20 protein-coding genes are annotated in these 25,539 nt (G+C 73.7%); 13 read left to right on the top strand and 7 right to left on the bottom strand.

Annotated features, from left to right (window positions below; translation table 11 throughout):
• The first annotated feature begins 5 nt into the window (after positions 1-5).
• The 5 genes from ACN28F_RS09640 (at position 6) to ACN28F_RS09620 (ending at position 9,420) form a co-directional block, all read left to right on the top strand.
• Complete coding sequence (locus ACN28F_RS09640) at positions 6-551, top strand: TIGR00730 family Rossman fold protein (RefSeq protein ID WP_289207694.1); 546 nt, start codon at positions 6-8, stop codon at positions 549-551.
• A 58-nt stretch (positions 552-609) separates the two neighbouring features.
• The gene (locus tag ACN28F_RS09635; RefSeq protein ID WP_421357506.1) at positions 610-4,074 is read left to right on the top strand and encodes an ATP-dependent helicase; all 3,465 of its coding nucleotides are present in this window, start codon (positions 610-612) and stop codon (positions 4,072-4,074) included.
• Positions 4,071-7,466, top strand: a complete 3,396-nt coding sequence (locus ACN28F_RS09630) for an ATP-dependent helicase (protein WP_289207692.1) — start codon at positions 4,071-4,073, stop codon at positions 7,464-7,466. The genes ACN28F_RS09635 and ACN28F_RS09630 overlap by 4 nt, the downstream gene beginning before the upstream one ends.
• 240 nt (positions 7,467-7,706) lie before the next feature.
• Positions 7,707-7,910, top strand: coding sequence for a transcription antiterminator/RNA stability regulator CspE (cspE, locus tag ACN28F_RS09625; protein ID WP_123605346.1), 204 nt, complete (start codon positions 7,707-7,709; stop codon positions 7,908-7,910).
• A gap of 160 nt (positions 7,911-8,070) precedes the next feature.
• Positions 8,071-9,420 carry a DEAD/DEAH box helicase gene (locus tag ACN28F_RS09620; protein WP_289207691.1) on the top strand — a complete coding sequence of 450 codons (1,350 nt, stop codon included), beginning with the start codon at positions 8,071-8,073 and terminating at the stop codon, positions 9,418-9,420.
• Here the strand turns inward: ACN28F_RS09620 and ACN28F_RS09615 are convergent.
• Complete coding sequence (locus ACN28F_RS09615) at positions 9,373-10,773, bottom strand: glucose-6-phosphate dehydrogenase (RefSeq protein WP_289207690.1); 1,401 nt, start codon at positions 10,771-10,773, stop codon at positions 9,373-9,375. The genes ACN28F_RS09620 and ACN28F_RS09615 overlap by 48 nt on opposite strands.
• Positions 10,770-12,626, bottom strand: coding sequence for a glycoside hydrolase family 15 protein (locus tag ACN28F_RS09610; RefSeq protein WP_289207689.1), 1,857 nt, complete (start codon positions 12,624-12,626; stop codon positions 10,770-10,772). The genes ACN28F_RS09615 and ACN28F_RS09610 overlap by 4 nt, the downstream gene beginning before the upstream one ends.
• Positions 12,627-13,011: 385 nt before the next feature.
• Between ACN28F_RS09610 and ACN28F_RS09605 the strand changes: the two genes are divergently transcribed.
• From ACN28F_RS09605 to nudC, 5 genes are read left to right on the top strand one after another with little or no spacing between them, the layout of a single operon-like run.
• Positions 13,012-13,212 carry a hypothetical protein gene (locus ACN28F_RS09605; protein WP_289207688.1) on the top strand — a complete coding sequence of 67 codons (201 nt, stop codon included), beginning with the start codon at positions 13,012-13,014 and terminating at the stop codon, positions 13,210-13,212.
• A 47-nt stretch (positions 13,213-13,259) separates the two neighbouring features.
• Positions 13,260-14,240 (top strand): hypothetical protein, encoded by a 981-nt coding sequence (locus tag ACN28F_RS09600; protein ID WP_289207687.1) that lies wholly within the window; start codon positions 13,260-13,262, stop codon positions 14,238-14,240.
• A gap of 56 nt (positions 14,241-14,296) precedes the next feature.
• Complete coding sequence (locus ACN28F_RS09595; protein WP_421357505.1) at positions 14,297-15,607, top strand: M16 family metallopeptidase; 1,311 nt, start codon at positions 14,297-14,299, stop codon at positions 15,605-15,607.
• Positions 15,604-16,959 carry a M16 family metallopeptidase gene (locus tag ACN28F_RS09590; RefSeq protein ID WP_289207685.1) on the top strand — a complete coding sequence of 452 codons (1,356 nt, stop codon included), beginning with the start codon at positions 15,604-15,606 and terminating at the stop codon, positions 16,957-16,959. Before ACN28F_RS09595 ends, ACN28F_RS09590 begins: the two co-directional genes overlap by 4 nt.
• On the top strand, positions 16,956-17,951 hold the full coding sequence (gene nudC / locus ACN28F_RS09585; protein WP_289207684.1) for an NAD(+) diphosphatase: 996 nt from the start codon (positions 16,956-16,958) through the stop codon (positions 17,949-17,951). Before ACN28F_RS09590 ends, nudC begins: the two co-directional genes overlap by 4 nt.
• Positions 17,952-18,117: 166 nt before the next feature.
• Here the strand turns inward: nudC and ACN28F_RS09580 are convergent, their stop codons facing one another.
• The 4 genes from ACN28F_RS09580 to ACN28F_RS09565 form a co-directional block, all read right to left on the bottom strand.
• Positions 18,118-18,375 carry a hypothetical protein gene (locus tag ACN28F_RS09580; protein WP_289207683.1) on the bottom strand — a complete coding sequence of 86 codons (258 nt, stop codon included), beginning with the start codon at positions 18,373-18,375 and terminating at the stop codon, positions 18,118-18,120.
• A gap of 271 nt (positions 18,376-18,646) precedes the next feature.
• The gene (locus tag ACN28F_RS09575) at positions 18,647-18,883 is read right to left on the bottom strand and encodes a DUF397 domain-containing protein (RefSeq protein ID WP_282225711.1); all 237 of its coding nucleotides are present in this window, start codon (positions 18,881-18,883) and stop codon (positions 18,647-18,649) included.
• Between the two features lie 41 nt (positions 18,884-18,924).
• Entirely contained in the window at positions 18,925-20,064 is a 1,140-nt protein-coding gene (locus tag ACN28F_RS09570) for a helix-turn-helix domain-containing protein (protein ID WP_289207682.1), read from the bottom strand.
• A gap of 159 nt (positions 20,065-20,223) precedes the next feature.
• Positions 20,224-20,469: a mycoredoxin gene (locus tag ACN28F_RS09565; protein ID WP_282225713.1), complete on the bottom strand. Its 246-nt coding sequence runs from the start codon at positions 20,467-20,469 to the stop codon at positions 20,224-20,226.
• Between the two features lie 187 nt (positions 20,470-20,656).
• Here ACN28F_RS09565 and ACN28F_RS09560 point away from each other — a divergent pair, with 187 nt between their 5' ends.
• From ACN28F_RS09560 to ACN28F_RS09550, 3 genes are all read left to right on the top strand, one after another.
• Entirely contained in the window at positions 20,657-22,831 is a 2,175-nt protein-coding gene (locus ACN28F_RS09560; protein WP_289211093.1) for an ATP-dependent DNA helicase UvrD2, read from the top strand.
• A 64-nt stretch (positions 22,832-22,895) separates the two neighbouring features.
• Positions 22,896-23,288 carry a hypothetical protein gene (locus ACN28F_RS09555; protein WP_421357504.1) on the top strand — a complete coding sequence of 131 codons (393 nt, stop codon included), beginning with the start codon at positions 22,896-22,898 and terminating at the stop codon, positions 23,286-23,288.
• A 140-nt stretch (positions 23,289-23,428) separates the two neighbouring features.
• Positions 23,429-23,833, top strand: a complete 405-nt coding sequence (locus tag ACN28F_RS09550; RefSeq protein ID WP_289207680.1) for a WhiB family transcriptional regulator — start codon at positions 23,429-23,431, stop codon at positions 23,831-23,833.
• A gap of 373 nt (positions 23,834-24,206) precedes the next feature.
• Here ACN28F_RS09550 and ACN28F_RS09545 read toward each other — a convergent pair whose 3' ends face one another.
• Complete coding sequence (locus tag ACN28F_RS09545) at positions 24,207-25,535, bottom strand: ABC1 kinase family protein (protein ID WP_289207679.1); 1,329 nt, start codon at positions 25,533-25,535, stop codon at positions 24,207-24,209.
• Between the last annotated feature and the right edge of the window lie 4 nt (positions 25,536-25,539).

The following is a 25,539-nucleotide window of genomic DNA, read 5'->3' as shown; positions in this document are numbered from 1 at the left end:
GCACCGTGACCGCGATCGGAGTCTTCTGCGCCTCGTCGCGCACACTCGACCAGCGCTGGCTGGACCTGGCCGCCGAGACCGGGCGGGAGTTGGCCGCGCGCGGCCACAGCCTGGTATCCGGTGGCGGCTGCGTCGGCATGATGGGGGCACTGGCCGACGGCGCCCGCGCGGGCGGCGGCTACACCCTGGGGGTGATCCCGCAGACCCTGGTCGACCTGGAGGTGGCCGACACCCGGTCCGACGAACTGGTCGTCACCGACGGTATGGCCAGCCGCAAGACGCTGATGATCGAGAAGTCGGACGCGTTCGTCACCCTGCCCGGTGGCCTGGGCACCCTCGACGAGCTGTTCGAGGTCTGGACCACCGCCGTGCTGGGGCTGCACCGCAAACCGGTCGTCCTGGTCGACCCGGACGGCTTCTACCAGGGCCTGCTGACCTGGCTGTCGGCGTTGGCCGACACCGCCTTCGTCGGGCGTACGGCGTTGGACCTGTTGATCGTCGTCGACTCGGTGCCGGCCGCGCTGGACGCCATCGAGTCCCGGCTCGGTTGACCGGGCGCCGGGCGGGCGTGGACCCGCGCGCCGCGTGGTGTCGCCGCGTCGTGGTGAGATGAGCGGCGTGCAGGCGTACCGGCTGGTCCGTCGGCCGGCCCCGGCCGCGCCGGCGCGCCTCGACGACCCCGCGCAGCAGACCGTGGTCGCGCACACCGACGGTCCGCTGCTGGTGGTCGGCGGGCCGGGCACCGGCAAGACGTCCACCTTGGTGGCAGCGGTCGCCGCCCGGGTCGCCGAAGGGACCGACCCGGAACGGATCCTGGTGCTCACCTTCAACCGGCGGGCGGCCGTGGCGTTGCGGCGGCGGATCGAGGCGGCCGTCGCCGGCGGGTCGCGGCGGGTGCTGCACGAACCGCTGGTACGCACGTTTCCCGGCTACGCGTTCGGCCTGTTGCGCCGGGCCGCCGCCGAGCGGGGTGAGCCCTCGCCCCGGCTGCTCACCGGCCCCGAGCAGGATCTGATCATCCGGGAGCTGCTGGACGTCGCCGGCCCGCAGCCGGGCGAGGCCACCACGACCGCCACCGGGACCGTCACCGGGACCGCCGAGCCGCCACCGGGCGACGAGTTGGGTGACCCGGTGGGCTGGCCGGCGGACCTGCGGGCGGCGTTGCCGACCCGGGCGTTCGCCACCCAGCTGCGTGACCTGTTGCAGCGGGCGACCGAACGGGGGGTCGGGCCGGTCGAGCTGGCCCGCCTCGGCGAGCGGCTGGGCCGGGCGGACTGGCCGGCGGCCGCCCGCTTCCTGCGCCAGTACGTCGCCGTACTGGCGTTGCGTGACGTCAGCAACCGGGGCTCGATCGGTTACGACCACGCCGAGCTGGTCCGGGCCGCCGCCGGGCTGCTGGTCGACGACCCGCAGCTGCTGGAGTCGGAGCGCCGTCGGCTCGCCTTCGTCTACGTCGACGAGCTGGCCGACACCGATCCTGCCCAGGTGGAGCTGCTGCAGCTGATCGCCGGCGGTGGCCGACCGCTGGTGGCGTTCGCCGACCCGGACTCCTCGACGTACGCGTTCCGGGGCGCCGATCCGGGCATCGTGCCGGCGTTCGGGTTGCGGCTGCGGACCGCGTCGGGCGCGCCGGCCCGGCAGATCGTGCTGCCGGTCTGCTACCGGGCCGACCCGGCGTTGCTGGCGGTGACGCGTCGGGTGGCCCGCCGGCTGCGGGGTCCGGCCGGCCACCGTGACCTGCGTCCACCGGCCCAGGCCGAGCCGGGCCAGGCCGCCCCGCCGCCAGGCGGGTCGGCGGCGACCGACCACGCCCAGGTACGGGTGTTCCGCTCGGCGACCAGCGAGGCCAGCTACCTGGCCCACGCGCTGCGGGTGGCACACCTCGTCGACGGGGTGCCCTGGTCGCGGATGGCGGTGATCGTCCGGTCCACCACGTTGCAACTGCCGCCGCTGCAACGGGCCCTGCACATCACCGGCGTACCGACCGTGGTGCACGCCGAGGACCTGCCGCTGCACCGGCAACCGGCGGTGGCGCCGCTGCTGCTGTTGCTGCGCTGCGCCCTGGAGCCGGCCCGGCTCGACGAGGAGGCGGCGGTGGCGCTGCTGCACTCCCCGCTGGGCGGGGCGGATCCGCTGGCCGAACGGCGACTGCGGCAGGGGCTGCGGGCGTTGGCGCTGGCCGCCGGCGACCGACGCCCCTCCGGTGAGCTGCTGGTCGACGCGTTGCGGGATCCGGCGGAGCTGGCGGCGATCGAACGCCGCTGGGCGGCCCCGGCGCAGGCGGTCGCCTCGCTGCTGGCCACCGCCCGGGAGACCGCCGCCCGGCCGGGGTCGACCGTCGAGGACGTGCTCTGGGCGGTGTGGCAGGCCAGTGGGCTGGCCGACCGCTGGTTCGGCGCGATCGTGCGGGGCCGGACCCAGGGCGGGCCGGCGGGTGCCGTACCGGCCGGAGGGGTGAGCGACACCGGGGCGCGGTGGCGGGCCGCCGCCGCCGACCGGGACCTCGACGCGGTGATGGCGTTGTTCGACACGGCGGCCCGGTTCGTCGACCGGCTGCCGGGTGCCCGGACCGAGGTCTTCCTCGACCACGTGCTCGGCCAGCAGTTGCCGGCCGACACCCTGGCGCCCGCCGGGGACCGGGGTGAGGCGGTCCGGCTGCTCACCGCGCACGCCGCCAAGGGCCTGGAGTGGGACGTGGTGGCGGTCGCCGGGGTGCAGGAGGGCGTCTGGCCGGACCTGCGGCTGCGCGGCAGCCTGCTCGGTTCGGAACGGCTGGTGGACGTGCTCAGCGGCCGCTCCGACGGGGCCGGGCTCAGCGCGTCGCTGGTGGCGCAGACCTCGGCGCTGCTCGACGAGGAACGTCGGCTGTTCTACGTGGCGGTGACCCGGGCCCGGCGGCGGCTGCTGGTGACGGCGGTCGCCTCCGCCGGGGTCGGCGGCCTGGACCACGAGGAGCAGCCGAGCCGGTTCCTGCACGAGCTGGGGGTGTCGGCGGTGGACGCCGACGGCGAGGAACCGGCGACGTTGCCGGTCGGCCGGCCGCCCCGGTCGTTGACCCTGCCGGCGCTGGTGGCGGAGCTGCGTACCGTCGTCACCGACCAGGCGGCGGCGCCGGCGCGCCGGCACGAGGCCGCGGCGGTGCTGGGCCGGCTGGCCGTCGCCGGGGTGCCCGGCGCCCACCCCGACGACTGGTGGGGGCTGCGGCCGTTGTCCGACGACCGGCCGCTGGTCGACGACGGTGAACCGGTGCGGGTCACCCCGTCGACCATGGAGAGCGCCCTGCGGTGCAGCCTGCGTTGGCTGCTGGAACGCCACGGCGGGCGGGGCGAGCCGAGCGCGGCGGCCGGGGTCGGCAACCTGGTGCACGCGGCGGCGATGCTCGCCGAGGACGCCAGCGTCGACCGGGCGAAACTGCTGGAGTACGTCGCCGCCCGGTTCGACGCGATCGACCTGGCGGCCCGCTGGATGGCCGGTCCGGAGCTGGCCCGCGCCGAAGGCATGGTGGACAAGCTGCTGCGCTGGCTGGCCGGCAACCCGCGCCGGCTGCTCGCCATCGAGCACGAGTTCACCGTACGGCTGGACGACCCGACCCGGCCGGTGGAGCTGACCGGTCGGGTGGACCGGCTGGAGGTCGACGCCGACGGCCGGCTCGTGGTGATCGACCTCAAGACCGGCAAGTCGACCGCGGTGACCGCCGCCGAGCTGGCCGAGCATCCGCAGCTGGGCGCCTACCAGGCGGCGGTCGAGGCGGGGGCGTTCGTCGAGTACGGCGACGACTCCGGTGGCGCCGCCCTGGTGCAGCTCGGCACCCCGGTGAAGGAGGCGAAGGAGCAGCAGCAGGAGCCGCTGGCCGACACCGACGACGCCGGCTGGGCGACGGCGATGGTCCGCCGCACGGCGCAGACGATGGCCGCCTCGACGTTCTCGGCGGTGGCCAACTCCTCCTGCCGGGTCTGCCCGGTGAAGACCAGCTGTCCGGTCTCCGGCAAGGGCCGGCAGGTCGTGGAACCACCGTCGGCCGGGCCGCCGCCCGGGGGGCCGCCGCCCGCCGGGAAGTCAGAGGAGCGCGGATGACCCAGCAGTCGCTCTTCGCCGCCACCCCGTCGCCGCGTCGTCGGGCCGACGCCGGGCCCCGCTACACCCCGCAGGAGCTGTCCCGGCTGCTGAAGCTGCCGCCGCCGACGCCGGAGCAGGCGGCGATCATCGCTGCCCCGGTGGAGCCGCTGCTGGTGGTCGCCGGTGCCGGGTCCGGCAAGACCGAGACGATGGCCGCCCGGGTGGTCTGGCTGGTCGCCAACGACCAGGTACGCCCGGAGCAGGTGCTCGGTCTGACGTTCACCCGTAAGGCGGCCGGGGAGCTGGCCCACCGGATCCGTACCCGGCTCGGGCAGCTGGTCCGCCAGCTCGGCCGGCAGGGTCGCCGGCCGGAGGAGGATCCGCTGTCCGGCGAGCCGGTGGTGGCCACCTACCACTCGTACGCGGCCCGGGTGGTCACCGAGCACGGGCTGCGCGCCGGCTTCGAGCCGTCGGCCCGGCTGCTGACCGAGGCGTCCCGTTGGCAGATCGTCGACTTCCTGGTCCGCAACTACGACGGTGACATGTCCGAGGTGGACCGGGCGCCGGGTACGGTCACCGACGCCGTCCTCGCCCTCGCCGGCGAGTTGGCCGAGCACCTGGTCACCCCGGACCAGCTGGCCGGCTGGACCGGCCGGTTCTTCGCCGAGGTGCAGTCGCGGCCGGGTCGGGTCTACGCCGACGTGCGCCGGTCGTTGACCATCCAGCAGATCCGGCTGCGGCTGCTACCGCTGGTCCGGGCGTACCAGCAGCGCAAGGCCGATTTCGAGGCGATGGACTTCGGCGACCAGATGTCGCGGGCGGCGCAGGTGGCCCGGGACCATCCGGCCGTGGGCGAGCTGGAACGCGACCGCTACCGGGTGGTGCTGCTCGACGAGTACCAGGACACCAGCCACGCCCAGGTGGTGATGCTGCGGTCGCTGTTCGGCGGCGGGCATCCGGTGGTCGCCGTCGGTGACCCGTGCCAGTCGATCTACGGCTGGCGGGGGGCGAGCGCCGGCACCCTGGACCGCTTCCCGGGCGAGTTCGCCCGGGTCGACGGTACCCCGGCCCGGGCGCTGACGTTGACCACGAGTTGGCGTAACCGGCCGGAGATCCTCAGCGTCGCCAACGAGCTGTCCGGCCCGCTGCGCTCGGCGGGGGCGCGGGTGGCGGCGTTGGCGGCCGCCGCGAAGGTCGACCCGCCGATCCCGGGCCGCACCGCGCGTGGCGCGCCGGCGGCGACGGTGCACTGCGCGCTGCTGGACACGGTGCTCGACGAGGCGGAGTGGATCGCCGACGGGATGTTGGCGGCCTGGCGGGGGGCGGCCGGCGCGGATCCGGGCCGAGGTGACGAGATCCCGGTCGAGTCCCGCCCGACCAGCGCGGTCCTGGTCCGGGTGCGCAGTCAGATCCCGGCGATCGAGGCGGCGCTGCGGGCCCGTGGGCTGCCGGTCGAGGTGGTCGGTCTCGGCGGCCTGCTGGACACCCCGGAGGTCCGTGACGTCGTCAGTACGCTGCGCGTGCTGGCCGATCCGACCGACGGCGCGGCCCTGCTGCGGCTGCTCACCGGTGCCCGGTGGCGGATCGGTCCCCGGGACCTGGTGGCCCTGCACCGGCGGGCGCGGGCGATCGCCGACGCCCGCCGGCAGCTGCCCCGTTCGGGCACCGCCGAGCCGGAGATCGTCGTCGACCACCTGGACGAGGCGAGCCTGGTGGAGGCGTTGGCCGATCCGGGGCCGGCCCAGCTCTACTCGGCGGAGGGCTACGCCCGGCTGCGCGCGTACGGCCGGGAGCTGGCCCTGCTGCGGCAACGCCTGGACCAGTCGCTGCCGGATCTGATCGCGGACGTGGAGCGGACCACCGGCCTGGACGTGGAGGTGGCGGTCCGGGCCGGCGGGGCCGGCGGTGGGGACGCCGGCCTGGCCCGGGGGCATCTGGACGCGCTCGGTGACGTCGCGGCCCGGTTCGCCGGCGAGTCGGACACGGCGACCCTGTCGGCGTTCCTGGCGTTCCTGGCCGCCGCCGAGGACGAGGAGCGTGGGCTCAGCCCGGGTGAGGTCGACGTGGTCTCCGGTGCGGTGCAGATCCTCACCGCGCACGCCGCCAAGGGCCTGGAGTGGGACGTGGTGGCGGTCGCCGGGTTGACCCGCGACGTCTGGCCGGGGTCGGTGCGCGGCGCCGACCACTACCTGTACGGCCTGGGCGTGCTGCCGTTCCCGCTGCGCGGTGACGCCGACGGCCTGCCGGTGCTCGACCTCGACGACGCTGAGGACCAGAAGGCGGTGGAGCGCGAGTTCACCGAGTTCGGCAAGCGCTGGCGTGAGCACGACGAGCGGGAGGAGCGGCGGCTGGCGTACGTGGCGGTGACCCGTCCTCGTCGGCTGCTGCTCTGCTCCGGCTACTGGTGGGGGGCCGGGGTGAAGCGGCACCGGGGGCCGTCGGCGTTCCTGCGGCAGATCCACGACGACTGCCTGGCCGGGGCCGGAGTGGTGGACCACTGGGCGGCGGAGCCGCTGCCGGGGGCGACGAACCCGGTCGACGAGGTGACCGTACGGGCCGAGTGGCCGGCGGATCCGCTGGGTGCGCTGCGGCCGCGCATCGCCGAGGCCGCCGGGCTGGTCCGGCAGGCGATGGACCGGGCGGCGGACCACCCGGTTGCCGCCGCCGGGGCGCACCAGCCGGCCGCCGATGCCGCCGCCGATGCCGCCGTCGCCGACGGCTGGTGGCGGGAGGCGCGGATCCTGCTCGCCGAACGCGACCAGTTGGCCCACGGCGTCGGGCCGGTCGACGTACCGCTGCCGGAGCAGTTGTCGGTGTCGCAGTTGGTCGCGCTGCGCCGGGACCGGTTCGCCCTGGCCCGTACGCTGCGCCGGCCGCTGCCGAACCGGCCGGACCCGCACGCTCGCCGGGGTACCGCCTTCCACGCCTGGTTGGAGCAGCGGTTCGGGGCCGACCGGCTGCTCGACGTCGACGAGTTGCCGGGCGCGGCCGACGCCGACGCCGCGGGGGACGAGGCGTTGCAGGAGCTGCAGGAGCGCTTCCTGGCCAGCGAGTGGGCCGACCGGGTGCCGGTCGAGGTGGAGGTCCCGTTCGCCACGGTGATCGCCGGGGTGGTGGTGCGGGGTCGGATGGACGCCGTCTTCGCCGGCCCGGCCGGCCGGTACGACGTGGTGGACTGGAAGACCGGTCGCCGGCCGACCGGGGTGGCCGAGACCGCCGCCACGGTGCAGCTCGCCGCGTACCGGATGGCCTGGGCGGATCTGGCCGGGGTGCCGGTGGAGCAGGTCCGGGCCGCGTTCCACTACGTCCGCGACGGGGTCACCGTGCGTCCGGCGGACCTGCTGGACCGGGCCGGCCTGGCCGCACTGATCGGTGAGTTGCCAATGCTGGGTGAAACGCCGGATCCGTGATAGCGTGGTCGACGTTGCAGTTTTGGTTCCCCGTGCCGCCCTCGGGTTCACCCGACCGGCCGGTCACAGTGACAGTGCGAGCGCCTGTGGGATCTCGGCCCAGGCGCTCTTTGTTGTGTCCGGAGAACGTTCCGGATGGGGCGATCAGCACCGCGACGCCGATCCGCGTGACGAGCGCGGATCTCCCATCGGCCCGCAGGCAGTCTCGGGACCGATCGTTCCGTCAAGGAGAGCAGTTACATGGCAGTAGGCACCGTCAAGTGGTTCAACGCGGACAAGGGCTTCGGCTTCATCACCCCGGATGAGGGTGGCGCCGACGTGTTCGCCCACTTCTCCGCCATCCAGTCCTCCGGCTACCGCAGCCTGGACGAGAACCAGCGGGTGGAGTTCGAGATCACCCAGGGCCAGAAGGGCCCGCAGGCGGCCAACATCCGCCCGCTCTGAACCACCTCGTACTTTCCGTACGTGCGGTCCGGCTCCCACCATCCGGTGGGGGCCGGGCTACGGCAGACACACACCTGGTTCGTGCTTGTGACCGCTGGCGGCCCGGCCGCCGTCGCGCCTTCCTCGCTACGTGCCAAACCAGCGGAAGGCTGACCCGATCATGAGCACCACCACGTTGTCCCGTGCCCAGACCCCGTCCTTCGCGGACCTGGGCCTACCGGCGAACCTGTGCGCGGTCCTCACCGCCAACGGCATCGCCGCACCGTTTCCCATCCAGACCGCCACGTTGCCCGACTCGTTGGCCGGCCGCGACGTGCTCGGCCGGGGCCGCACCGGCTCCGGCAAGACCCTCGCCTTCGGGCTGCCGCTGGTGGCCCGTACCGCCGGTCGCCGGGCCACCGCCGGCCGGCCGCTGGCGCTGGTCCTGGTGCCGACGCGGGAGCTGGCCCAGCAGGTGACCGCCGCGCTGGAACCGTACGCCCGAGCCGCCCGGCTGCGTTGCGTCACCGTCGTCGGCGGGTTGTCGCTGCAGCGGCAGGCCGACGCGCTGCGGGCCGGCGCGGAGATCGTCGTGGCCACCCCGGGGCGGCTCAACGACCTGGTCAATCGGGGCGCCTGCCGCCTCGACCAGGTCACCCTGGCGGTCCTCGACGAGGCCGACCAGATGGCCGACATGGGCTTCCTGCCGCAGGTCACCATGATCCTGCGCCAGGTCGCGCCCGGTGGGCAGCGGATGCTCTTCTCGGCCACCCTGGACCGGGGCGTGGACCGGCTGGTCCGCGACTTCCTCAGCAACCCGGTGTCCCACCAGGTCGACCCGGGTACGGCGACGGTCGCCGCGATGAGCCACCACCTGTTCCACGTGTCGGCGGCCGACAAGCCGGCCACGGCGGCGGCGATCGCCGCCCGCGACGGCCGGGTCATCATGTTCATCGGGACCAAGCACCGGGCCGACCGGTTGGCCCGCCAGCTGCTCGCCGCCGGCGTGCGCGCGGCGGCCCTGCACGGCGGCAAGTCCCAGGGCCAGCGCAACCGGATCCTGGAGCAGTTCCGCTCCGGGCAGGTCACCGCGCTGGTCGCCACCGACGTCGCCGCCCGGGGCATCCACATCGACGACCTCGACCTGGTCCTCAACGTGGACCCGCCGGCCGACCACAAGGACTACCTGCACCGGGGCGGGCGGACCGCCCGCGCCGGCGCGACCGGTGTGGTCGCCACCCTGGTCCTGCCGGAGCAGCGCCGCGACGTGGACCGGCTGTTCGCGGCGGCGCGGATCCGTCCGCAGTCGGCGCGGGTCGGCCCGGTCGACGCGGAACTGACCCGGGTCACCGGGGCCCGTACGCCCAGCGGCGTGCCGGTCACCCTGGCCGCCCCGCCCGCCCGGCCGACGGCGCAGGCCGCCGGCTCCGGCGGGGCCCGTCGCCCGGCCCGCCGCCCCGGCGGACGCCGCCGGCCGGCGGGGTCAGCGTCGCGGTCCGGTGCTGCCGGCCGGGTAGTCCCGCAGCGGTGACCGCCCGGCGGCCCAGCCGTCGAGCACGGGTTCGATGATCCGCCAGCTCTCCTCGGCCTCCTGGGCCTGGGCGGACAGGCGGGTGTCGCCCTCGATGATCGCCATCAGCAGTTGGCCGTACGGGCTGGGCGCCTGGCGGGCGAGTTCGGTGACCAGTTCGACCGGTTCCAGGTCGAACGGGTCACCGATGCCGTTGACGTTGAGTTTCAACGACATCCGGTCCGGGTCCAGCTGCAGCCGCAGCTCGTTGCACTGGCTGTCCCGGTCGGCGAAGATCGCGTGCGGCACGTCCGCGAACCGCACCACGATCTCCCGCCGGTCGGCGGCCATCGCCTTGCCGGTACGCAGCCGGAACGGCACTCCCGACCACCGCCAGTTGTCGATGTAGACGGTCAGCTCGGCGTACGTCTCGGTGCCCCGGGCCGGGTCGACGCCGGGCCCGTCGACGTAGCCGGCCACCGACCGTTCGCCGCCTCGGCCGGTCACCGTGCCGGCGGTGTAGCGGCCCCGCAGCGTGCAGTGGTCGACGTCAGTGTCCCGGATCGGGCGGACCGCCCGCAGCACGTCGAGTTTGCGCACCGCCAGGTCCGCCGGGTCGATGGTCAGCGGCGGTTCCATCGCCACCAGGGTGAGCAGCTGCAGCAAATGGTTCTGCACCATGTCCCGCAGCGCCCCGGCGTGGTCGTAGTAGCTGGCCCGGCCCTGGGCGTCGACCGTCTCGTCGAAGACGATGTCGACGCCGGTGATGTGGGTGTTGCTCCACAGCGGCTCCAGCACCCGGTTGGCGAACCGCAGCCCGAGCAGGTTCAGCACGGTCTGCTTGGCCAGGAAGTGGTCCACCCGGAACACCCGGTCGTCGGGCAGCACCTGGTGCAGCACCGTGTTCAGCCGCCGGGCGCTGGCCAGGTCCTCGCCGAACGGTTTCTCCACCACCACCCGGATACCGGGCGGCAGGTCACAGCGGCCCAGCGCGACCGCCACCGGTTCGAACAGCCCGTGTGGCAGCGCCAGGTAGACCACCACCGCGTCGTCGCCCCGGCTGGCGGACCCACCGGTACGGGCGGCCCGCAGCGCCGCCTGCAGCACCTCCGGGTCGGTGACGTCGCCGTGCAGGTAGCCGGCGTCGTCGGCCAGCGCCGCGCGGGCCCGGTTGCCGACCGTCGGGGCGTGTTCGCGCAGGGCGACGCTGATCCGCTGACGGAACTGCCGTTCGTCGATGTCGTCGCGGGCCACCCCGATGATCCGCAGCCCGTCGACGGGCCGCCCCAGCTCCCGCAGCTGGGCCAGGCCGGGCAGCAGGTACCGGGTGGTCAGGTCACCGGTGGCACCGAGCACGATCACGGTCGCAGTCACGGGCGCCTCCCTCCGTACCGGGCCAGATTGACCGCGCTGCTGATCAGCCCGATGTGGCTGAACGCCTGCGGGAAGTTTCCCAGGAACGCGCCGGTGGCGGGGTCGATCTGCTCGGGTAGCAGCCCGACGTGGTTGACCCGGGCGCAGAGCCGCTCGAACAGTTCGGTCGCCCGGTCCAGCTGGCCGCTGCCGGCCAGGTTGTCGACCCACCAGAACGAGCAGAGCAGGAACGCCCCCTCATGGCCGGCCAGCCCGTCGGGCGACTCGTCCGGCAGGTACCGGTAGAGCAGGTCGCCGCCGGCACCGAGGCGGCGTACGACGGCGTCGACGGTGGCGACCATCCGGGGGTCGGCCGGGTCCACGACCCGGCGCAGCGGCAGCGCCAGCAGACTGGCGTCGACGGTGCCCGGCTGACCGAGGTGTTCGGTGAAGTGCCCGGCGACCGGATCCCAGGCCTCGGCGAGCAGCGTGTCGCGGATCTCGGCGGCGGCCCGCCGCCACGGCTCCACCTCGTCGCGGCGGCCGGTGGCGGTGGCCAGCCGGGCCATCCGGTCGGCCGCGACCTGGCACATCGCCACCGAGTAGGTGAACGGCCGGCCCTCCTGACGGATCTCCCAGATGCCGTGGTCCGGGGTACGCCAGTGCTCCAGCGCCGAGCGGCCCAACCGGGTCAGCCTGGCCCACCGCTGGTCGCTGAGCTCACCGCCGGCGCGGGCCCACTGCCAGGCACAGTCGAGGATCTCGCCGTACACGTCGTGCTGGATCTGGTCGGCGGCCGCGTTGCCCCAGCGCACCGGCCGCGAACCCCGGTAGCCGGCGAGCTGCGGGTCGAGGTGTTCGGTCGGCGGTGCGGTGCCGTCGAGGGTGTAGAGCACCCGGGGGCGTCCGTCCTGGGTGCAGGCGCGCAGCACCCAGGACAGGAAGGCGTCGGCCTCGCTGGCCATCCCGACCCGGCGTAGCGCGTACACGGTGTAGGCGGCGTCGCGGACCCAGGTGAAACGGTAGTCCCAGTTGCGTTCGCCGCCGATCGCCTCGGGCAGCGACGAGGTGGGCGCGGCGACGACCGCGCCGCCGTCGTGGTCGTCGCAGAGTTTGAGCGTGATGGCGCTGCGGCGGACCAGGTCGGTGTACGGGCCACGGTAGGTGATCTCCCTGGCCCAGGCCCGCCAGGCGTCGGCGGTACGGTCCAGCGCGGCCGCCACCTGCTCGGCGTCGGTGTGGCGGGTCTGCCCGTCGGCCCAGCGCAGCACCAGGCCGAGCCGTTCGCCGGCGGTCAGCCGCACCCGGCCGGCCAGCCGGTCCAGTCCGGGTACCGGCCGGCTGGCGGTCAGCCGCAGCGGCGTACCGTCGCCGGCCGGGAACTCGAGGTGGATCTGGTCGGTGTCGGCGCGCGAGCGCAGTCCGCCCCGGCCGGTCAGCCCGATCTCCAGGTCCACCTCGCCGTGGGTGACGGTGACCAGCCGGGCCAGCTCACCGCAGGCGGTGCCGAACCCGGCCGGGCCGGTCGGTGCGCTGGCGCCGGCCACCAGCAGCGCGTCGCGGACCTCGCAGCTGCCGGTGGCGGTGTGCAACTCGGTACGCAGTACCGCCGTGTCCGGCAGGTACTCCTGGCGTACCGACCGCAGCCCGGCGGGACGCAGTGTCCAGGCACCACCCCGGTCGGTGTCGAGCAGGCCGGCGAAGAGCGCCGGGCCGTCGAACCGGGGCAGGCAGAGCCACCGTACGGTGCCGTCCACGCCGACCAGGGCGGCGGTCTGTCCGTCGCCGATCAGGCCGTGGTCGGCGATCTGCGGGTATCCGTCGGTGAACGGGGGTACCGGCCGGGCGGCGGTCTCCGCCAACTGGTCCGTCACGGGCGTCTCCTCGTCGTCGGCGGTCGCCCGACCTCGTGGTCCGGCGCCTGTCTGGCCACCTACCCCGGTGGGGACTTCCGCTCACCTGTCGTGCCGTGATTCACTGGTCACCTCTCGTCACGGTTGCTCGCCGGCAGTAACCTGCCAGGTGTCGCAGGCCGTAACCAGCCGGGTGTCGGCCGTACGGCCGGACGGGTCCGGCTGTGTCGCTGACCGGGCGGTCCGGACGGACCGTGCCGATGATCGTCCGGTCGTGCGGATCCGCGAGACATCCACGCTTTTCGTCCGATGGCCGACTGCACGGTACGGGCGTTGCCGGGATCCTGTCGATGGCGCGCGAGTACGGGGCTCGCCGAGCGTCACCCCGGCAGGAGGTCTTGTGGAGATGGCCGCCGACACCAGTGCGACGAGGGAGGTCCTCTTCGTGGTCGGCGTCGCGCTGCTCGGTGTCGCGTTGGCGCTGGCGTCCGTCCTCACCCCCTGGTACGTCGGACCGGCGGCCACCACCAGTCCGTCCGTGGTCGAGATGCGCGCGCCGCAGCACTCGCCGGCGACGACCGGAATCGACGCGGCCCCGCCACGCTGACCAGGGCCCTGCCCGGGTACGCGACCACAGGTGTTTCACTAAGGAAGATGTCTGCCACGCCGCTACCGGACCGGCCGCCGCCCGGGACCGCCGTGAACCGGGCCACCGGAGCCGTCACCCGGCCAGGTGACCGGGCCACCGGTGCGGTCAGCCGGCCAGGTGACTGGGCCGCCGGTGCGGTCACCCGTCCCGGCCTGCCGTACCCCCCGCCGGCCGGCGGTGCTGGGGTGCCCCAGCCGCCACCGGCGGCCGGTCCGCCCGGTGGCCCGCCACGGTCGGACAACCGGCGACTGTGGTGGTTCGGCGGTGCCGCCGCGGCCGTGCTGGCCGTCGGCCTGGTGGCCGTCCTGGCGCTGGTGCTCAGCGGCAACCCGGATCCGTTCCGGACCCCGCCGCCGCCGGACGACGTCCGGCCGCCGCTGGCGCAGCTCTGTGCCGGTGCCACCCCCACCGCGAGCGAACCGCCGCCACCGGCCGACCCCGGGCCGGCGCTGCCGGACCCGACCGGGCCACGCACCGTCGACCCGGACGCCGGCATCTCCTACACCAGCTACGGCGAGCCGTGGCAGCCGTGGCGGGCGGTGTGGAACGCCGGTTCGCTGCAGGTGCCGTACAAGGTGGGGCAGCACTTCGTCACCGAGGCGCAGTACAACGGGTTCAGCGACTACCACGCCTCGATCCTGTCCGCCGCCGTGCCGGTGGCCGACAACGACGCGCTCACCGTCGATCTGGAATGCATCGGCCGGCAGGTGGCCGCCGACGTCCGCGCCGAGTACTACCCGCAGCCCAACCGCGCGGACCTGATCCGTGACGAGCGGACCGCGATCGGCGGTCGGCCCGCCTGGTTGACCGTGTTCCGGTTGCACTTCACCCAGCCGGGGCTGCAGGCCACCGACGAACTCGTGGCGGTGGCCTGCATCGACGTGGGGCGGCCCACGGCGGCCGTGCTGTTCCTGTCGATCCCGGGCACCCACCGTCACCTCGACTGGATGGTCGAGGACCTGTACGCATCGGTGCGCGTCGAGTAGCGCTCGTTGGGCTCAGGTGCGGCACGGGTCGGCGGTGACAGGCTAGGGTCGGTGGCGTGGCACCACGTACAGTGCGGATCCCGGCGACCGCGTACCCGGTGGAACGGTTCACCCTCGCCAACGGTCTGCGGGTGGTCGTCGCTCCGGACCGCAGCGCCCCGGTGGTCGGCGTCGCGGTCGTCTACGACGTCGGGATCCGCTCCGAGCCGCCGGGCCGGACCGGCTTCGCGCACCTGTTCGAGCACCTGATGTTCCAGGGTTCGGCCAACCTGGAGAAGCTGGCGCACTTCCGCCACGTGCAGGGCTCCGGCGGCACCTTCAACGGCAGCACCCACCTCGACTACACCGACTACTACGAGGTGCTGCCGAGCAACGCGCTGGAACGGGCGCTGTTCCTGGAGGCCGACCGGATGCGCGGCCCACAGCTGACCGAGGAGAACCTGCGCAACCAGGTCGACGTGGTCAAGGAGGAGATCCGGGTCAACGTCCTCAACCGACCGTACGGTGGGTTCCCGTGGCTGCTGCTGCCGCCGGTGATGTTCGACAGCTTCCCGAACGCGCACGACGGTTACGGGTCCTTCGTCGATCTGGAGAGCGCCACGGTCGGCGAGGCCGCCGACTTCTTCACCCGCTACTACGCCAGCGGCAACGCGGTGCTCGCGGTCGCTGGCGACGTCTCCGTCGCCGAGGCGACGACGCTGGTCGAACGGCACTTCGGGGACGTGCCGGCCCGGCCCGCGCCGCCCCGGCCCAGCTTCACCGAGCCCGACCTGACCGGCGAACGCCGGACGACGTACACCGACGCGTTGGCGCCGTTGCCGGCGGTCGCTGTCGCCTGGCGAGTGCCGGACCCGATCGACGACCTGCCCGGCTACCTGCCGTACGTGGTTCTCGCCGAGGTGCTCACCGACGGCGACGCCGCGCGGCTGGTGGACCGGCTGGTCCGGGTCGACCGGTCGGTGACCAGCGTCGGCGGCTACCTGTCGTTCGAGGGGGAGCCGTTCGACGTACGGGATCCGACGGTGCTGGTGCTGCAGGCGCACCTGCCGCCCGGCGGCGACGCCGACCGGGTGCTCGCCGCGGTCGACGAGGAGCTGGACCGGCTCGTCACCGACGGCTTCGACCGGGGCGAGCTGGCCCGGGTCAAGGCCCGGATGGCGACCCACCTGCTGCGCGACACCGACGCGGTGCTCGGCCGCGCACTGCGGATCGCGGTGCTGGAGCAGCAGCGCGGTGCCCCGGAGCTGATCAACGAGCTGCCCCGGCTGATCGGCGCGGTCACCGAGGAGCAGATCAGGCAGGCCGCCGCCACGTTACGTCCGCATCGGCGGGCCGTGCTCGAGATCGTTGCGGGAGGTGCCCGGTGACCGCCGCCGGTACGGCCGGGCAGCCGCAGCCCCGGCGGCCGTTGCCTGCGCTGGGGCCGACCCGCACCCCGCCGGTGCCCACGGTGGCCGAGCGGACCCTGGACACCGGGCTGCGGGTGATCGCGATCCGCCGGGCGACGGTGCCGTTGGTCGAGGTCCGGCTCTGGGTGCCGTTCGCCCGGGCCCCGCTGGCCCGGGCCACCGTACTGTCGCAGACGATCTTTTCCGGCACCGCCGAGCGCTCCGGTGTGCGACTCGCCGCCGACCTGCAGGCGGTCGGTGGCGGACTGGCCGCCGGGCTCGACGCCGACCGGCTGCTCATCTCCGGTGCCGGGCTGGTCACCGGGTTGCGGCGGATGCTCGAACTGCTGGGCGAGGTGCTGACCGGTGCGACGTACCCGGCCGACGAGGTGGCGATCGAACGGGACCGGCTCGCCGACCGGATTCAGGTCGCGCTGAGCCAGCCGGCGCATCTGGCCCGGACGGCGTTGACCCGCCGGTTGTACGGACGGCACCCGTACGCCGAGCCGACGCCCTCCGTGGCGCAGGTCCGGGCGGTCCGGGCGGCGGCGCTGCGGGCGCTGCACACCGAGCGGGTGCAGCCGGCCGGGGCGCACCTGGTGCTGGTCGGTGACGTGGCCCCGAAGCGGGCGTTGGACGTCGCCGAGCAGGCGCTCGCCGGCTGGTCCACCGTCGGACGGCAGGTGACGTTGCCGCCGGCACCGGATCCCCGGCCGGCACCGCTGCTGCTGGTCGACCGGCCGGGGTCGGTGCAGTCGTCGGTGCGCATCGCGCTGCCGGCGGTGGACCGCCGGCACCCGGACCACGCGGCGTTGCAGCTGGCCAACATGGTCTTCGGCGGCTACTTCTCGTCCCGCTGGGTGGAGAACATCCGGGAGGACAAGGGCTACACCTACGGCCCGTACTCGATGGTGGAGCATTCGATCGCCGGCTCGGTGCTGATGCTCTCCGCCGACGTGGCGACCGAGGTGACCGCTCCCGCGCTGCTGGAGACGATGTACGAGCTGGGCCGGCTGGCGGCGCTGCCGCCCGGGGCCGAGGAGTTGGAGCAGGCCCGGCAGTACGCGGTCGGCACCCTGCAGCTGGGCATGTCCACCCAGGCCGGGCTGGCCGGCCTGGCCAGCACGTACGCCGGGTTCGGTCTGCCGCTGGAGTTCCTCGCCGAGCACATCGCCCGGCTGGCGTCGGTCACCCGCGACGAGGTCGCCGAGGCGGCGACCCGCTACCTGGCGCCGGCGCGGGCGTCGGGTGTGGTGCTCGGTGACGTGGCACGCATCGCCGGGCCGGTGGCCGCGTTGACGCAGGTCGAGCTGCCCGGCACCGCACTGTGAGCGACGTACCGCCGCCGGAGGGCGCGACCGGCGATCCGGCTGACCAGCCGGCGCTGGCCCGGCGCGCGGTCGACCGGGCGGCGCGGCACCGGACCGACCCGCAGTGGTTGGCGCAGGCGTGGCCGCGGGCCCGGGTGCTGGTGGTGGACTCGGCTGCCGGCGGCCCGGCGGTGGTCTGCGACGACGGGGCCGGGGTGGCGTTGGTTCTGCTCGACGCGGACCGTGCGCCGGCGGTGCCGGCGCAGCAGCGGATCTTTCTCGGTACGGACGACGACGGCACCCCGTACTTCGCCGTCGACGCGCCCCTGGAGCCGTCACCGGGGTCGCCCCCGTGGCCGGCCGGTGCCCGGCTGGCCACGGTACGGCAGGTCGGTCACCTGCTCGGCGACCGCGACGCCGGGCTGTTCACGACGGCGGCGGCGCTGGCCGGCTGGCATGCCCGGCATCCGTACGCGTCGTCGACCGGTCTGGGCACCCGCTGTGCCGACGGCGGCTGGACACGGGTCGACGACGCCGGCACCCGGCACTGGCCACGGACTGATCCGGCGGTGATCGTGCTGGTGACCGACGGGGTCGCCGGGCCGGCGGGCCGGTGTCTGCTGGCCAACCACCACGACCGGCCCGGTGCCGGGGCGGGGCGGCTCTACTCCTGCCTGGCCGGGTTCGTCGAGCCGGGCGAGTCGGCGGAGGCGGCTGCGGCCCGCGAGGTGGCCGAGGAGGTGGGCGTGACGTTGACCGGGTTGACGTACGTGGCGAGCCAGTCGTGGCCGTTCCCGGGCACGCTGATGCTCGGCTATCTGGGCCTGGTCGACGCCGAACAGCCGGTCCGGGTGGATCCGGCGGAGATCCGGCGGGCCCACTGGTTCACCCGGGCGCAGCTCGCGGCGGTGCTGGCCGGGGAGCGGGTCGATGCCGGCGACGGATTCGAGGTGCAGTTGGCGGGACCCGCGTCGATCGCCGCCTTCCTGATCCGCCGCTGGGTGTCGGCCTGACCCTGGATGTCGGGCCGGTGATCCTGTTGTCAGCCTGACCCCGGCCCGTGGACACCGTTGCCGCGATGCCCACGGGCCGAAGCCATGGACCGTCGTGACCCGGTGGCGGCGGGCGCGCCCTGCGGCGGGGGCCGGCCGGTGCGACGACGGTCGTCGGGGGCCGCAGCTAGTGCGGCGCGGTCGGTGTCGGATCGCCCGGCACCGGAACGACCTTGACCCGGTGCCGGCCGGAGCGGACCGAGCCGACCGTGGACAGGGCGCGGGCCAGCCGCATCGCGGATTCGCGGTCGGTGGCGCGCAACGTCTGTCGGCGTTGCTCGGGAGTGGTCTGTTCGTCGCGGACACGTCGACCGTCGATGACGGCGGTGACGAGTTCGTGGTGGGCGACCGCGCGGATCTCCGTGCGGACGATCAGATATCGCATGGGCGACTCCGGGAACCGTGACCGATGATCGGACAGTCGACAGGTTCCGCGACGATTCCGCATGCGAAATTTTCTCGCGCGAAAGATCCTTGTCTGGAATTTCCATCGAGTGTCTCGATAAGGGGAGAACCCGGATCGCAGACCGGTTAAACCTGACGATCGGCCTGTCTCCGGTGCCCGTTCGGGGGATATCGACACCGGTGCACGCGCTGCTGGGTGCGGGAACCGAGCCGGGTCGGGGTGGCGGCGGCCACCCGGCTCGACCGGCCCGTCAGCTCAGGTCGAACTCGCCGTCCTTGGCGCTGTCGATGAACTCACGCCAGGTGGTGCGGTCGAACGACAGCACCGGCCCGGACCGGTCCTTGCTGTCGCGCATCAGCACCGGCGTACTGCGACCAGCCAGTTCCCCGACCTCCACGCAGTTGGTGCTCTGGCTGCGGCTACTGGTGCGCCAGGTGGGCGAGGCGCCGCCGACGATCCGCACGACGGACTGATCTGCTGGGTTCATTCCTGCTCCTTGCTGTGAAGCGGACCGGCGAGGGCACACCGTCACTCCGGTGTCGCCTGCTCGGTCCGGCGCGTGGGACGCTCGCGCGGTCCACGCTGGATCGGCGGCCCGGCCGGTCGGCCGGGGCCTGTCCCGCCGGTGGCCGGCGGGGACAGCGGGGCAGGGGTGGCGGGGGAAGGTTCGTCGTCACCGACGGCACTGAGCTCGGTGGCACCGGCCGCGACGTGCCGGGCGATCTCCTCGGCGAGCCAGTCGATCGACTCCGCCGGGCTGCGGGCGGCCTCGCAGAGCCAGTCGAAGACCTGGCCGTAGCGTTCCAGTACGGGGGCGTCGTTGACGATGATGTCGGCGGCCAGGGTCTCGATCGCGACGGCGCTGGGATCCTCGGGGTCGGCGAAGTGGTAGATCGAGAAGGCGGTCTCCGACAGGTACCAGGAGGCGACCGTCGCGCCCGGCGGCAGCACCCGCAGCGTGACGTTGTCGAGCTGGGCCATGGCCCGCAGGTGTTGCAGCTGGGCGACCATGACGTCCGGCGGGCCGCAGCGCAGCCCCAGCGCGGACTCCTCCAGCACCGCGGTGTAGCGCGGGACCCCGTTGTCACGCAGCAGCATGGACTGCCGCGACTGGCGGGCCGCTACCTCGGTGTCGGGGTCGTCGGCCTGGCGGCGGGCACCGGCCGGTTGTTTCTGGTTGGCGGACTTGCTGCTGGCCGCCTGGCGCAGGATCGTCATCTGGTCACCCGGCCCGACCAGGGGCCGGGCCGACATGATCCGCACCTTCGCGTACGCGGAGGTCTGCAGCAGCCCGGGGATGATGACCGCGCCGTACTCCTGGATCTCGGTGCACCCGGCCTCCAGCTCGGCGTACGCCCGCTGCCGGCTGGTCATCACCTTGTACGAGCTGAGAAAGGCCCGGGTGTTGCCGGCGTCCCGGGCGATCGCGACGAGCTCGTCGCGATCGGCTCCGGTGACGCCGTACAGGTCGAGCAGGTCCATCACGTCGCCGACGCCGGGTCGGCTGCGCCCGTTCTCCAGCCGGGAGAGTTTGGAGGCGGACGCCCAGTTGACCCGCTCGATCACCTGTTCGCCGGTGAGCCCGGCGCTTTCCCGCAGTCGCCGCAGTTCGCTGCCGAGACGGCGGCGACGCAGCGTCGGACTGGGTATGGGCTGCTCGGGCTGCACCGGAAACTCCCCCCGATCCGTTGGTATCCGCCTATGTCGCGGCGTTGTGCGTCGCGGCCCGAAACAGTATGGACCGGTTGCTGCCTTCGTGGGGTCCGCTGGGGGGCGTGTTAGCAAAAGCGACGTGCGTCATGGCGGCGGACGGACCGTGAGTGCGACTCAGCTCGCCCCGAGGTCGGCGAGTCGTTGCTTGACCTGAACGATGCTCGGGTTCGTCAATGCCGAACCGTCGGGGAAACGGATCGTCGGGACGGTCTGGTTACCGCCGTTGACGCCCATCACGTACGTCGCGGCGGCGGTGTCCTGCTCGATGTCGATCACCTCGTACGGGATCTTCTCCCGGTCGAACTGCGACTTCAGTCGATGGCAGTAGCCGCACCAACTGGTCGAATACATGGTCAACATCAGAGAGGTCCTCCGGGATACGGCGACAGGGCATCGGCCCGGGCGGTGCCCGGGCTGTCCGGTGCAACGTCCGGCGGGGCTGCGATGATTCCTACCCGTGGCCGCGAACCTCAACTCAGCCCCGACCCCCGACCGGGACCCGGACGCCGGGCCGGCGAGCGGGCCGGCCTCCGCGCGCGTCGCGCGGTTGCTGGCCGGGCTGGACCCGGAGCAGCGTACGGCGGTGACCGCGTCGGCCGCCCCGGTCTGCATCCTGGCCGGTGCCGGCACCGGTAAGACCCGGGCCATCACCAGCCGGATCGCCTACCGGGTGCTCTCCGGTGAGATCGACGCCCGGCACGTGCTGGCGGTCACCTTCACCGCCCGGGCCGCCGCCGAGATGCGGGCCCGGCTCGGCGCGCTCGACGTGGGCGGTGTGCAGGCCCGCACGTTCCACGCCGCCGCGTTGCGCCAGGTCCGCTACTTTGCTCCCCGGCTGCTCGGCGGTCGGCAGATGCCGGAGCTGCTGGACAGCAAGGTGCGACTGGTCACGCTCGCCGCCGGGCGGGTCGGGATGCGCACCGACCGGGCCGCGGCCCGCGACCTGGCCGGCGAGATCGAGTGGGCCAAGTCGTCGATGGTCGAGCCGGGGGAGTACGCCGTCGCGGCGGCCAAGGCGCTGCGCGAGACACCGCACGACCCGGCCCAGGTCGCCGAGGTGTACGCCGGCTACGAGAAGATCAAGCGCTCCTCCGGGGTGATCGACTTCGAGGACGTGCTGCGCGCGGCGATCTGGGGCATCGAGGAGCACCCGGACGTGGGTGAGCAGGTCCGCGCGCAGTACCGCCACTTCGTGGTCGACGAGTATCAGGACGTCAACCCGCTGCAGCAGCGGCTGCTGCAGGCCTGGGTGGCCGGGCGCGACGACCTGACCGTGGTCGGCGACGCCAGCCAGACGATCTACTCGTTCACCGGTGCCACCTCGACGTACCTGATCGATTTCGCCCGCCACCACCGCGACGCGGTGGTGGTCCGGCTGGTCCGTGACTACCGGTCGACGCCGCAGGTGGTCGGGCTGGCGAACGCGGTGATCGCGCAGGCCCGGGGCACCGAGGCCCGGTTGCGGCTGGAGCTGGTCGGGCAACGGCCGCCCGGTCCGGAGCCGGACGTACGGATCTTCACCGACGAGCCGGCCGAGGCGACGGCGGTCGCGGCCCGCTGTGCCGAGCTCATCGCCGGCGGTACGCCGGCCGCCGAGATCGCCGTGCTGTTCCGGACCAACGCCCAGTCCGAGGCGTACGAGAAGGCGTTGGCCGAGGCGGCGGTGCCGTACGTGGTGCAGGGCGCGGAGCGGTTCTTCGAACGTGCCGAGGTACGTCAGGCGATGGTGGCGTTGCGGGCGGCGGTCCGGTCGACGCCGGGGGAGACGCCGCTGGTGGAGGCGGTCGTCGCCGCGCTGGAGGGGGCCGGTTGGGCGCCCGGGCAGCCGCCGCCCGGCGGCGCGGCCCGGGAGCGCTGGGAGGCGCTGGCGGCGCTGGTCCAGTTGGCCGAGGAGGTCGCCGCCACGCCGGTCGTGGTGCCGGTGGGGGAGGCGGCGGTCAGCGAACGGCCGGTGTCGCTGGCCGACTTCTGCGCCGAGTTGGCCCGCCGGGCGGCGGCGCAGCACGTGCCGACGGTCGCCGGGGTGACCCTGGCCTCGCTGCACTCGGCCAAGGGTCTGGAATGGGACGCGGTGTTCCTGGTCGGGTTGGCCGACGGGACGCTGCCCACCACCTACGCCCGTACGGCGGAGCAGCTGGAGGAGGAGCGGCGGCTGCTCTACGTCGGGGTGACCCGGGCGCGGCAGTGGCTGTGGTTGTCGTACGGCCAGTCGCGGTCCCCGGGTGGGCGGGCCCGGCGGCCGTGCCGGTTCCTGCCGCAGCTGGACCGCTCCGGCGGCTCCGGCGGCGGAGCGAAGCGCGACGGTACGGCGGGCGCCGGGTCGCAGCGGCGGCGTGGCCAGCCGGTGTCCTGCCGGGTCTGCGGGGCGACCCTGCTGGCCGGCGTGGACCGCAAGCTCGGCCGGTGTCCGGGCTGCCCGTCGGATCTCGACGAGGAGCTGTTGGAGCGGTTGCGGACCTGGCGGTCGCGGGCGGCCGGGGAGCAGCGGGTGCCGGCGTACGTGGTGTTCACCGACGCGACGCTCGTGGCGATCGCCGAGCGGCGTCCCGGCACCGACGCCGAGCTGCTGGCGATCGCCGGGATCGGGCCACGCAAGCTGGGCCTTTACGGCCCGTCGGTGGCCGCGCTGGTGGCTGGCGCCAGCGTAGATGATCTTGAGCTGCAAAAAAGTTCGGAATCCGACCCGGAAAATGGTTTGCCCCCGGCCACGCAAGAGGCTTAGCCTCAGGTCACACCTCGCGAGCAGTGGTCGTTCTGGCTGCTCGACCGGGGTGGGAGGGTTATCCGTGACGAGTTTCAGGCAGGAGGTGGCGACGATGGAGATCACCATGATCCCGACGTCGACGCTGGCCGCTGCCTGCGCTCCGACGGTCGGCGGCTATCTGGCCGCCGTCGCGCCCACCGGAGGATCCGGGGCGCACCAGGCCCAGTCCCAGCAGTTCCACCAGCTCCCACTCGGGGTGACCGAGGCGTCCGCCGGCCTGGCCGCGCGACGTCTGGTCGGTGCCGAGCGGGCCCAGGTGGCCCAGGCATGGCTGCGGCACCGTGGTGCGTCGGTAGTGACGGCGACCAATGGCATCAACAGCTCCGAAGGCAGCCTCCGCACCACCATCCCGACGGTCAAGAAGCCGTTCATGGATGCTGCCAGCGGTGTTCCCCCTCGAGGAAGGCCGGTCTGAACCATCAGACCAACCGGCTCACCTCGAGGCCGCGGAACCCGTAACCGGGATCCGCGGCCTTAATTTTTTGCGACCGCACAGGTACGAGCACGTCGGAAGCGATCTACGAGATCGAAGCGAAAGAAAGAGGTGACCGGGCGATGAGTCTGGCGTTGGCCACTCTCGACCGCAGCGTCCCCCAGCCGGGTTGCCGGCCGGCCGGAACCGGCCAGTCGGAGGTGCTGGCAGGCCTGCCGTGCCGGAAGTTCGACCCTGACCTGTGGTTCTCCGACTCCCCGACCGAGCTGGAACTGGCCAAGTCGCTCTGCGTGGACTGTCCACTGCGGGTGGAGTGCCTGGCCGGCGCGGTCGAGCGGGCCGAGCCGTGGGGCGTCTGGGGCGGCGAGATCTTCGAGCGGGGCGCGGTCGTGCCGCGCAAGCGGCCGCGTGGCCGCCCCCGCAAGGAGGATCTGGCCCGCGACGCCGCCCTGCGGGTCGAGGTCGAGACCCGGATGGCAGCCGACGGAGTCCGCGACTCCCGTCGGGCCGTGCAGGTGGCGGCCTGACATGCACCCGACCACGAGGATCGACGGCGCGCCGCCGGCCCGAACCGACAGCCCGGCGCTACCGGGCTACAGCGCACCGACCGTAACTGGAGAAACCGTCATGCATCTACTCTACGAAGCGCTCTCCCGGGCGCGAATGCGATCGCCTCAGGCCGGCACCGCGCGTACTGAGGCAACCCGACCCGCCCGTTCCGTCGCGATGCAGGCCCGGCAGCACTGGGCCCGCACCCTGGGCGGGCGCTGACCGCGCCGGTGGCGCACCGCATGCGGTGCGCCACCGGCAGCACCTACGACACCATCGACTACCGGGCCGCGCAGTGCACGCACTGCGCGGCCCGCACGCTGTCAGAGTCCACCGTCCTGCGCTGGTGGTTCAGTCCACCGGTGCGAAGCCCGGCAGCCACCGCTGCACGACCTCGCGGTACGCCGCCCTCGCCTCCAGTTGGCTGAGCACCCCGATCGAGCCGAGCGTGACCCGGTGGATCAGCAGGTACGCCGGCGGCAGGTTCAGGTGCCGGCTCAACTGGTACGCCGGTGACTTCGGGTTGGCCAGTCGGGCCGCCTCCTCCCGCAGCCACTGCCGGGTGAACTGGAACTCCTCGGCGGCCAGCGGCGCCAGCATCGGCAGCAGGAACTCGAGCACCGCGGGCGCGTCGATCGGATCGTCGGGCTTGATGAAACCCTCGTCGCGCAGCCCGGCCACCACCGCGTCGGCGTCGCCGTCGAGGGCCAGCCGGACCAGCCGCCCGATCGGCTCGGGGTGCCCGCCCGGCAGCCGGGCGACCGCCCCGAAGTCGACCACCCCGAGCCGGCCGTCGGCCATCAGCCGGAAGTTGCCCGGATGCGGGTCGGCGTGCAGCAGCCCGGCCCGCGCCGGTGCGGAGAAGTGCAGCACAGCCATCAGCAGCCCGGCCCGGTCCCGTTCCTCGGCGCTGCCCGCTGAGATGATCTTCGACAGCGGCGTACCGTCGATCCACTCGGTGACCAGGACCCGGGGTGCCGCGGCCAGCACCGCCGGCACCCGGATCTGGTCGTCGTCGGCGTACGCCGACGCGAACGCCCGTTGCGACTCGGCTTCCAGCTCGTAGTCCAACTCCTCGGCGAGCCGGTCCCGCAACTCGTTGAGCAGTGGTTTGATGTCCAGCCCCGGCTGGATCGCCCGGAACATGGCGCTCAGCCGGGACAGCTGTTTGAAATCGGCGAGCAGCGCGTCGCCGGCCCCCGGATACTGCACCTTGACCGCGACCGGTCGGCCCTCGGGTGAGCCGTCGTGCCAGCGGGCCCGGTGCACCTGCCCGATGCTGGCGGCGGCGGCCGGGTGGTCGTCGAACTCGACGAACTTCTCCCGCCAGTCGGCGCCGAGCTGCTCGGCGAGGACCTTGTGCACGCTGCCGGCCGGCAGCGGCGGGGCCGCCTCCTGGAGCTTGGTCAGCGCCTGCCGGTACGGTGCCGCCAGCTCCTCGGGCAGCGCCGCCTCGAACACCGACAGCGCCTGGCCGGCCTTCATCGCACCGCCCTTGAGCTGTCCGAGGACGCTGAACAACTGCTCGGCGGTGCGTTCCTGGATCTCGGTGGAGATCACGTCGGAGGCGAGCCCGGTGACCCGCTTGCCCAGCCCCAGGACGGTACGGCCGGCGAAGCCCAGCGGCAGCGCGGCGAGCTTGGCGGTCCTGGACACGGCCCAGCGCGGGATATCGGTCACCTGG

The sequence above is a fragment of the Solwaraspora sp. WMMA2101 genome (assembly GCF_049179175.1).
Classification (GTDB): domain Bacteria; phylum Actinomycetota; class Actinomycetes; order Mycobacteriales; family Micromonosporaceae; genus Micromonospora_E.
Note: the sequence above shows the minus strand (reverse complement) of the source record. Positions and strands in the feature narration are given on the sequence as shown.

Coding starts and splice junctions, on each gene's coding strand:
- ACN28F_RS09635 (WP_421357506.1), top strand. CDS start 610: ATGAGCGGCGTGCAGGCGTACCGGCTGGTCCGTCGGCCGGCCCCGGCC.
- ACN28F_RS09630 (WP_289207692.1), top strand. CDS start 4,071: ATGACCCAGCAGTCGCTCTTCGCCGCCACCCCGTCGCCGCGTCGTCGG.
- cspE (WP_123605346.1), top strand. CDS start 7,707: ATGGCAGTAGGCACCGTCAAGTGGTTCAACGCGGACAAGGGCTTCGGC.
- ACN28F_RS09620 (WP_289207691.1), top strand. CDS start 8,071: ATGAGCACCACCACGTTGTCCCGTGCCCAGACCCCGTCCTTCGCGGAC.
- ACN28F_RS09605 (WP_289207688.1), top strand. CDS start 13,012: ATGGCCGCCGACACCAGTGCGACGAGGGAGGTCCTCTTCGTGGTCGGC.
- ACN28F_RS09600 (WP_289207687.1), top strand. CDS start 13,260: ATGTCTGCCACGCCGCTACCGGACCGGCCGCCGCCCGGGACCGCCGTG.
- ACN28F_RS09580 (WP_289207683.1), bottom strand. CDS start 18,375: ATGCGATATCTGATCGTCCGCACGGAGATCCGCGCGGTCGCCCACCAC.
- ACN28F_RS09575 (WP_282225711.1), bottom strand. CDS start 18,883: ATGAACCCAGCAGATCAGTCCGTCGTGCGGATCGTCGGCGGCGCCTCG.
- ACN28F_RS09565 (WP_282225713.1), bottom strand. CDS start 20,469: ATGTTGACCATGTATTCGACCAGTTGGTGCGGCTACTGCCATCGACTG.
- ACN28F_RS09550 (WP_289207680.1), top strand. CDS start 23,429: ATGAGTCTGGCGTTGGCCACTCTCGACCGCAGCGTCCCCCAGCCGGGT.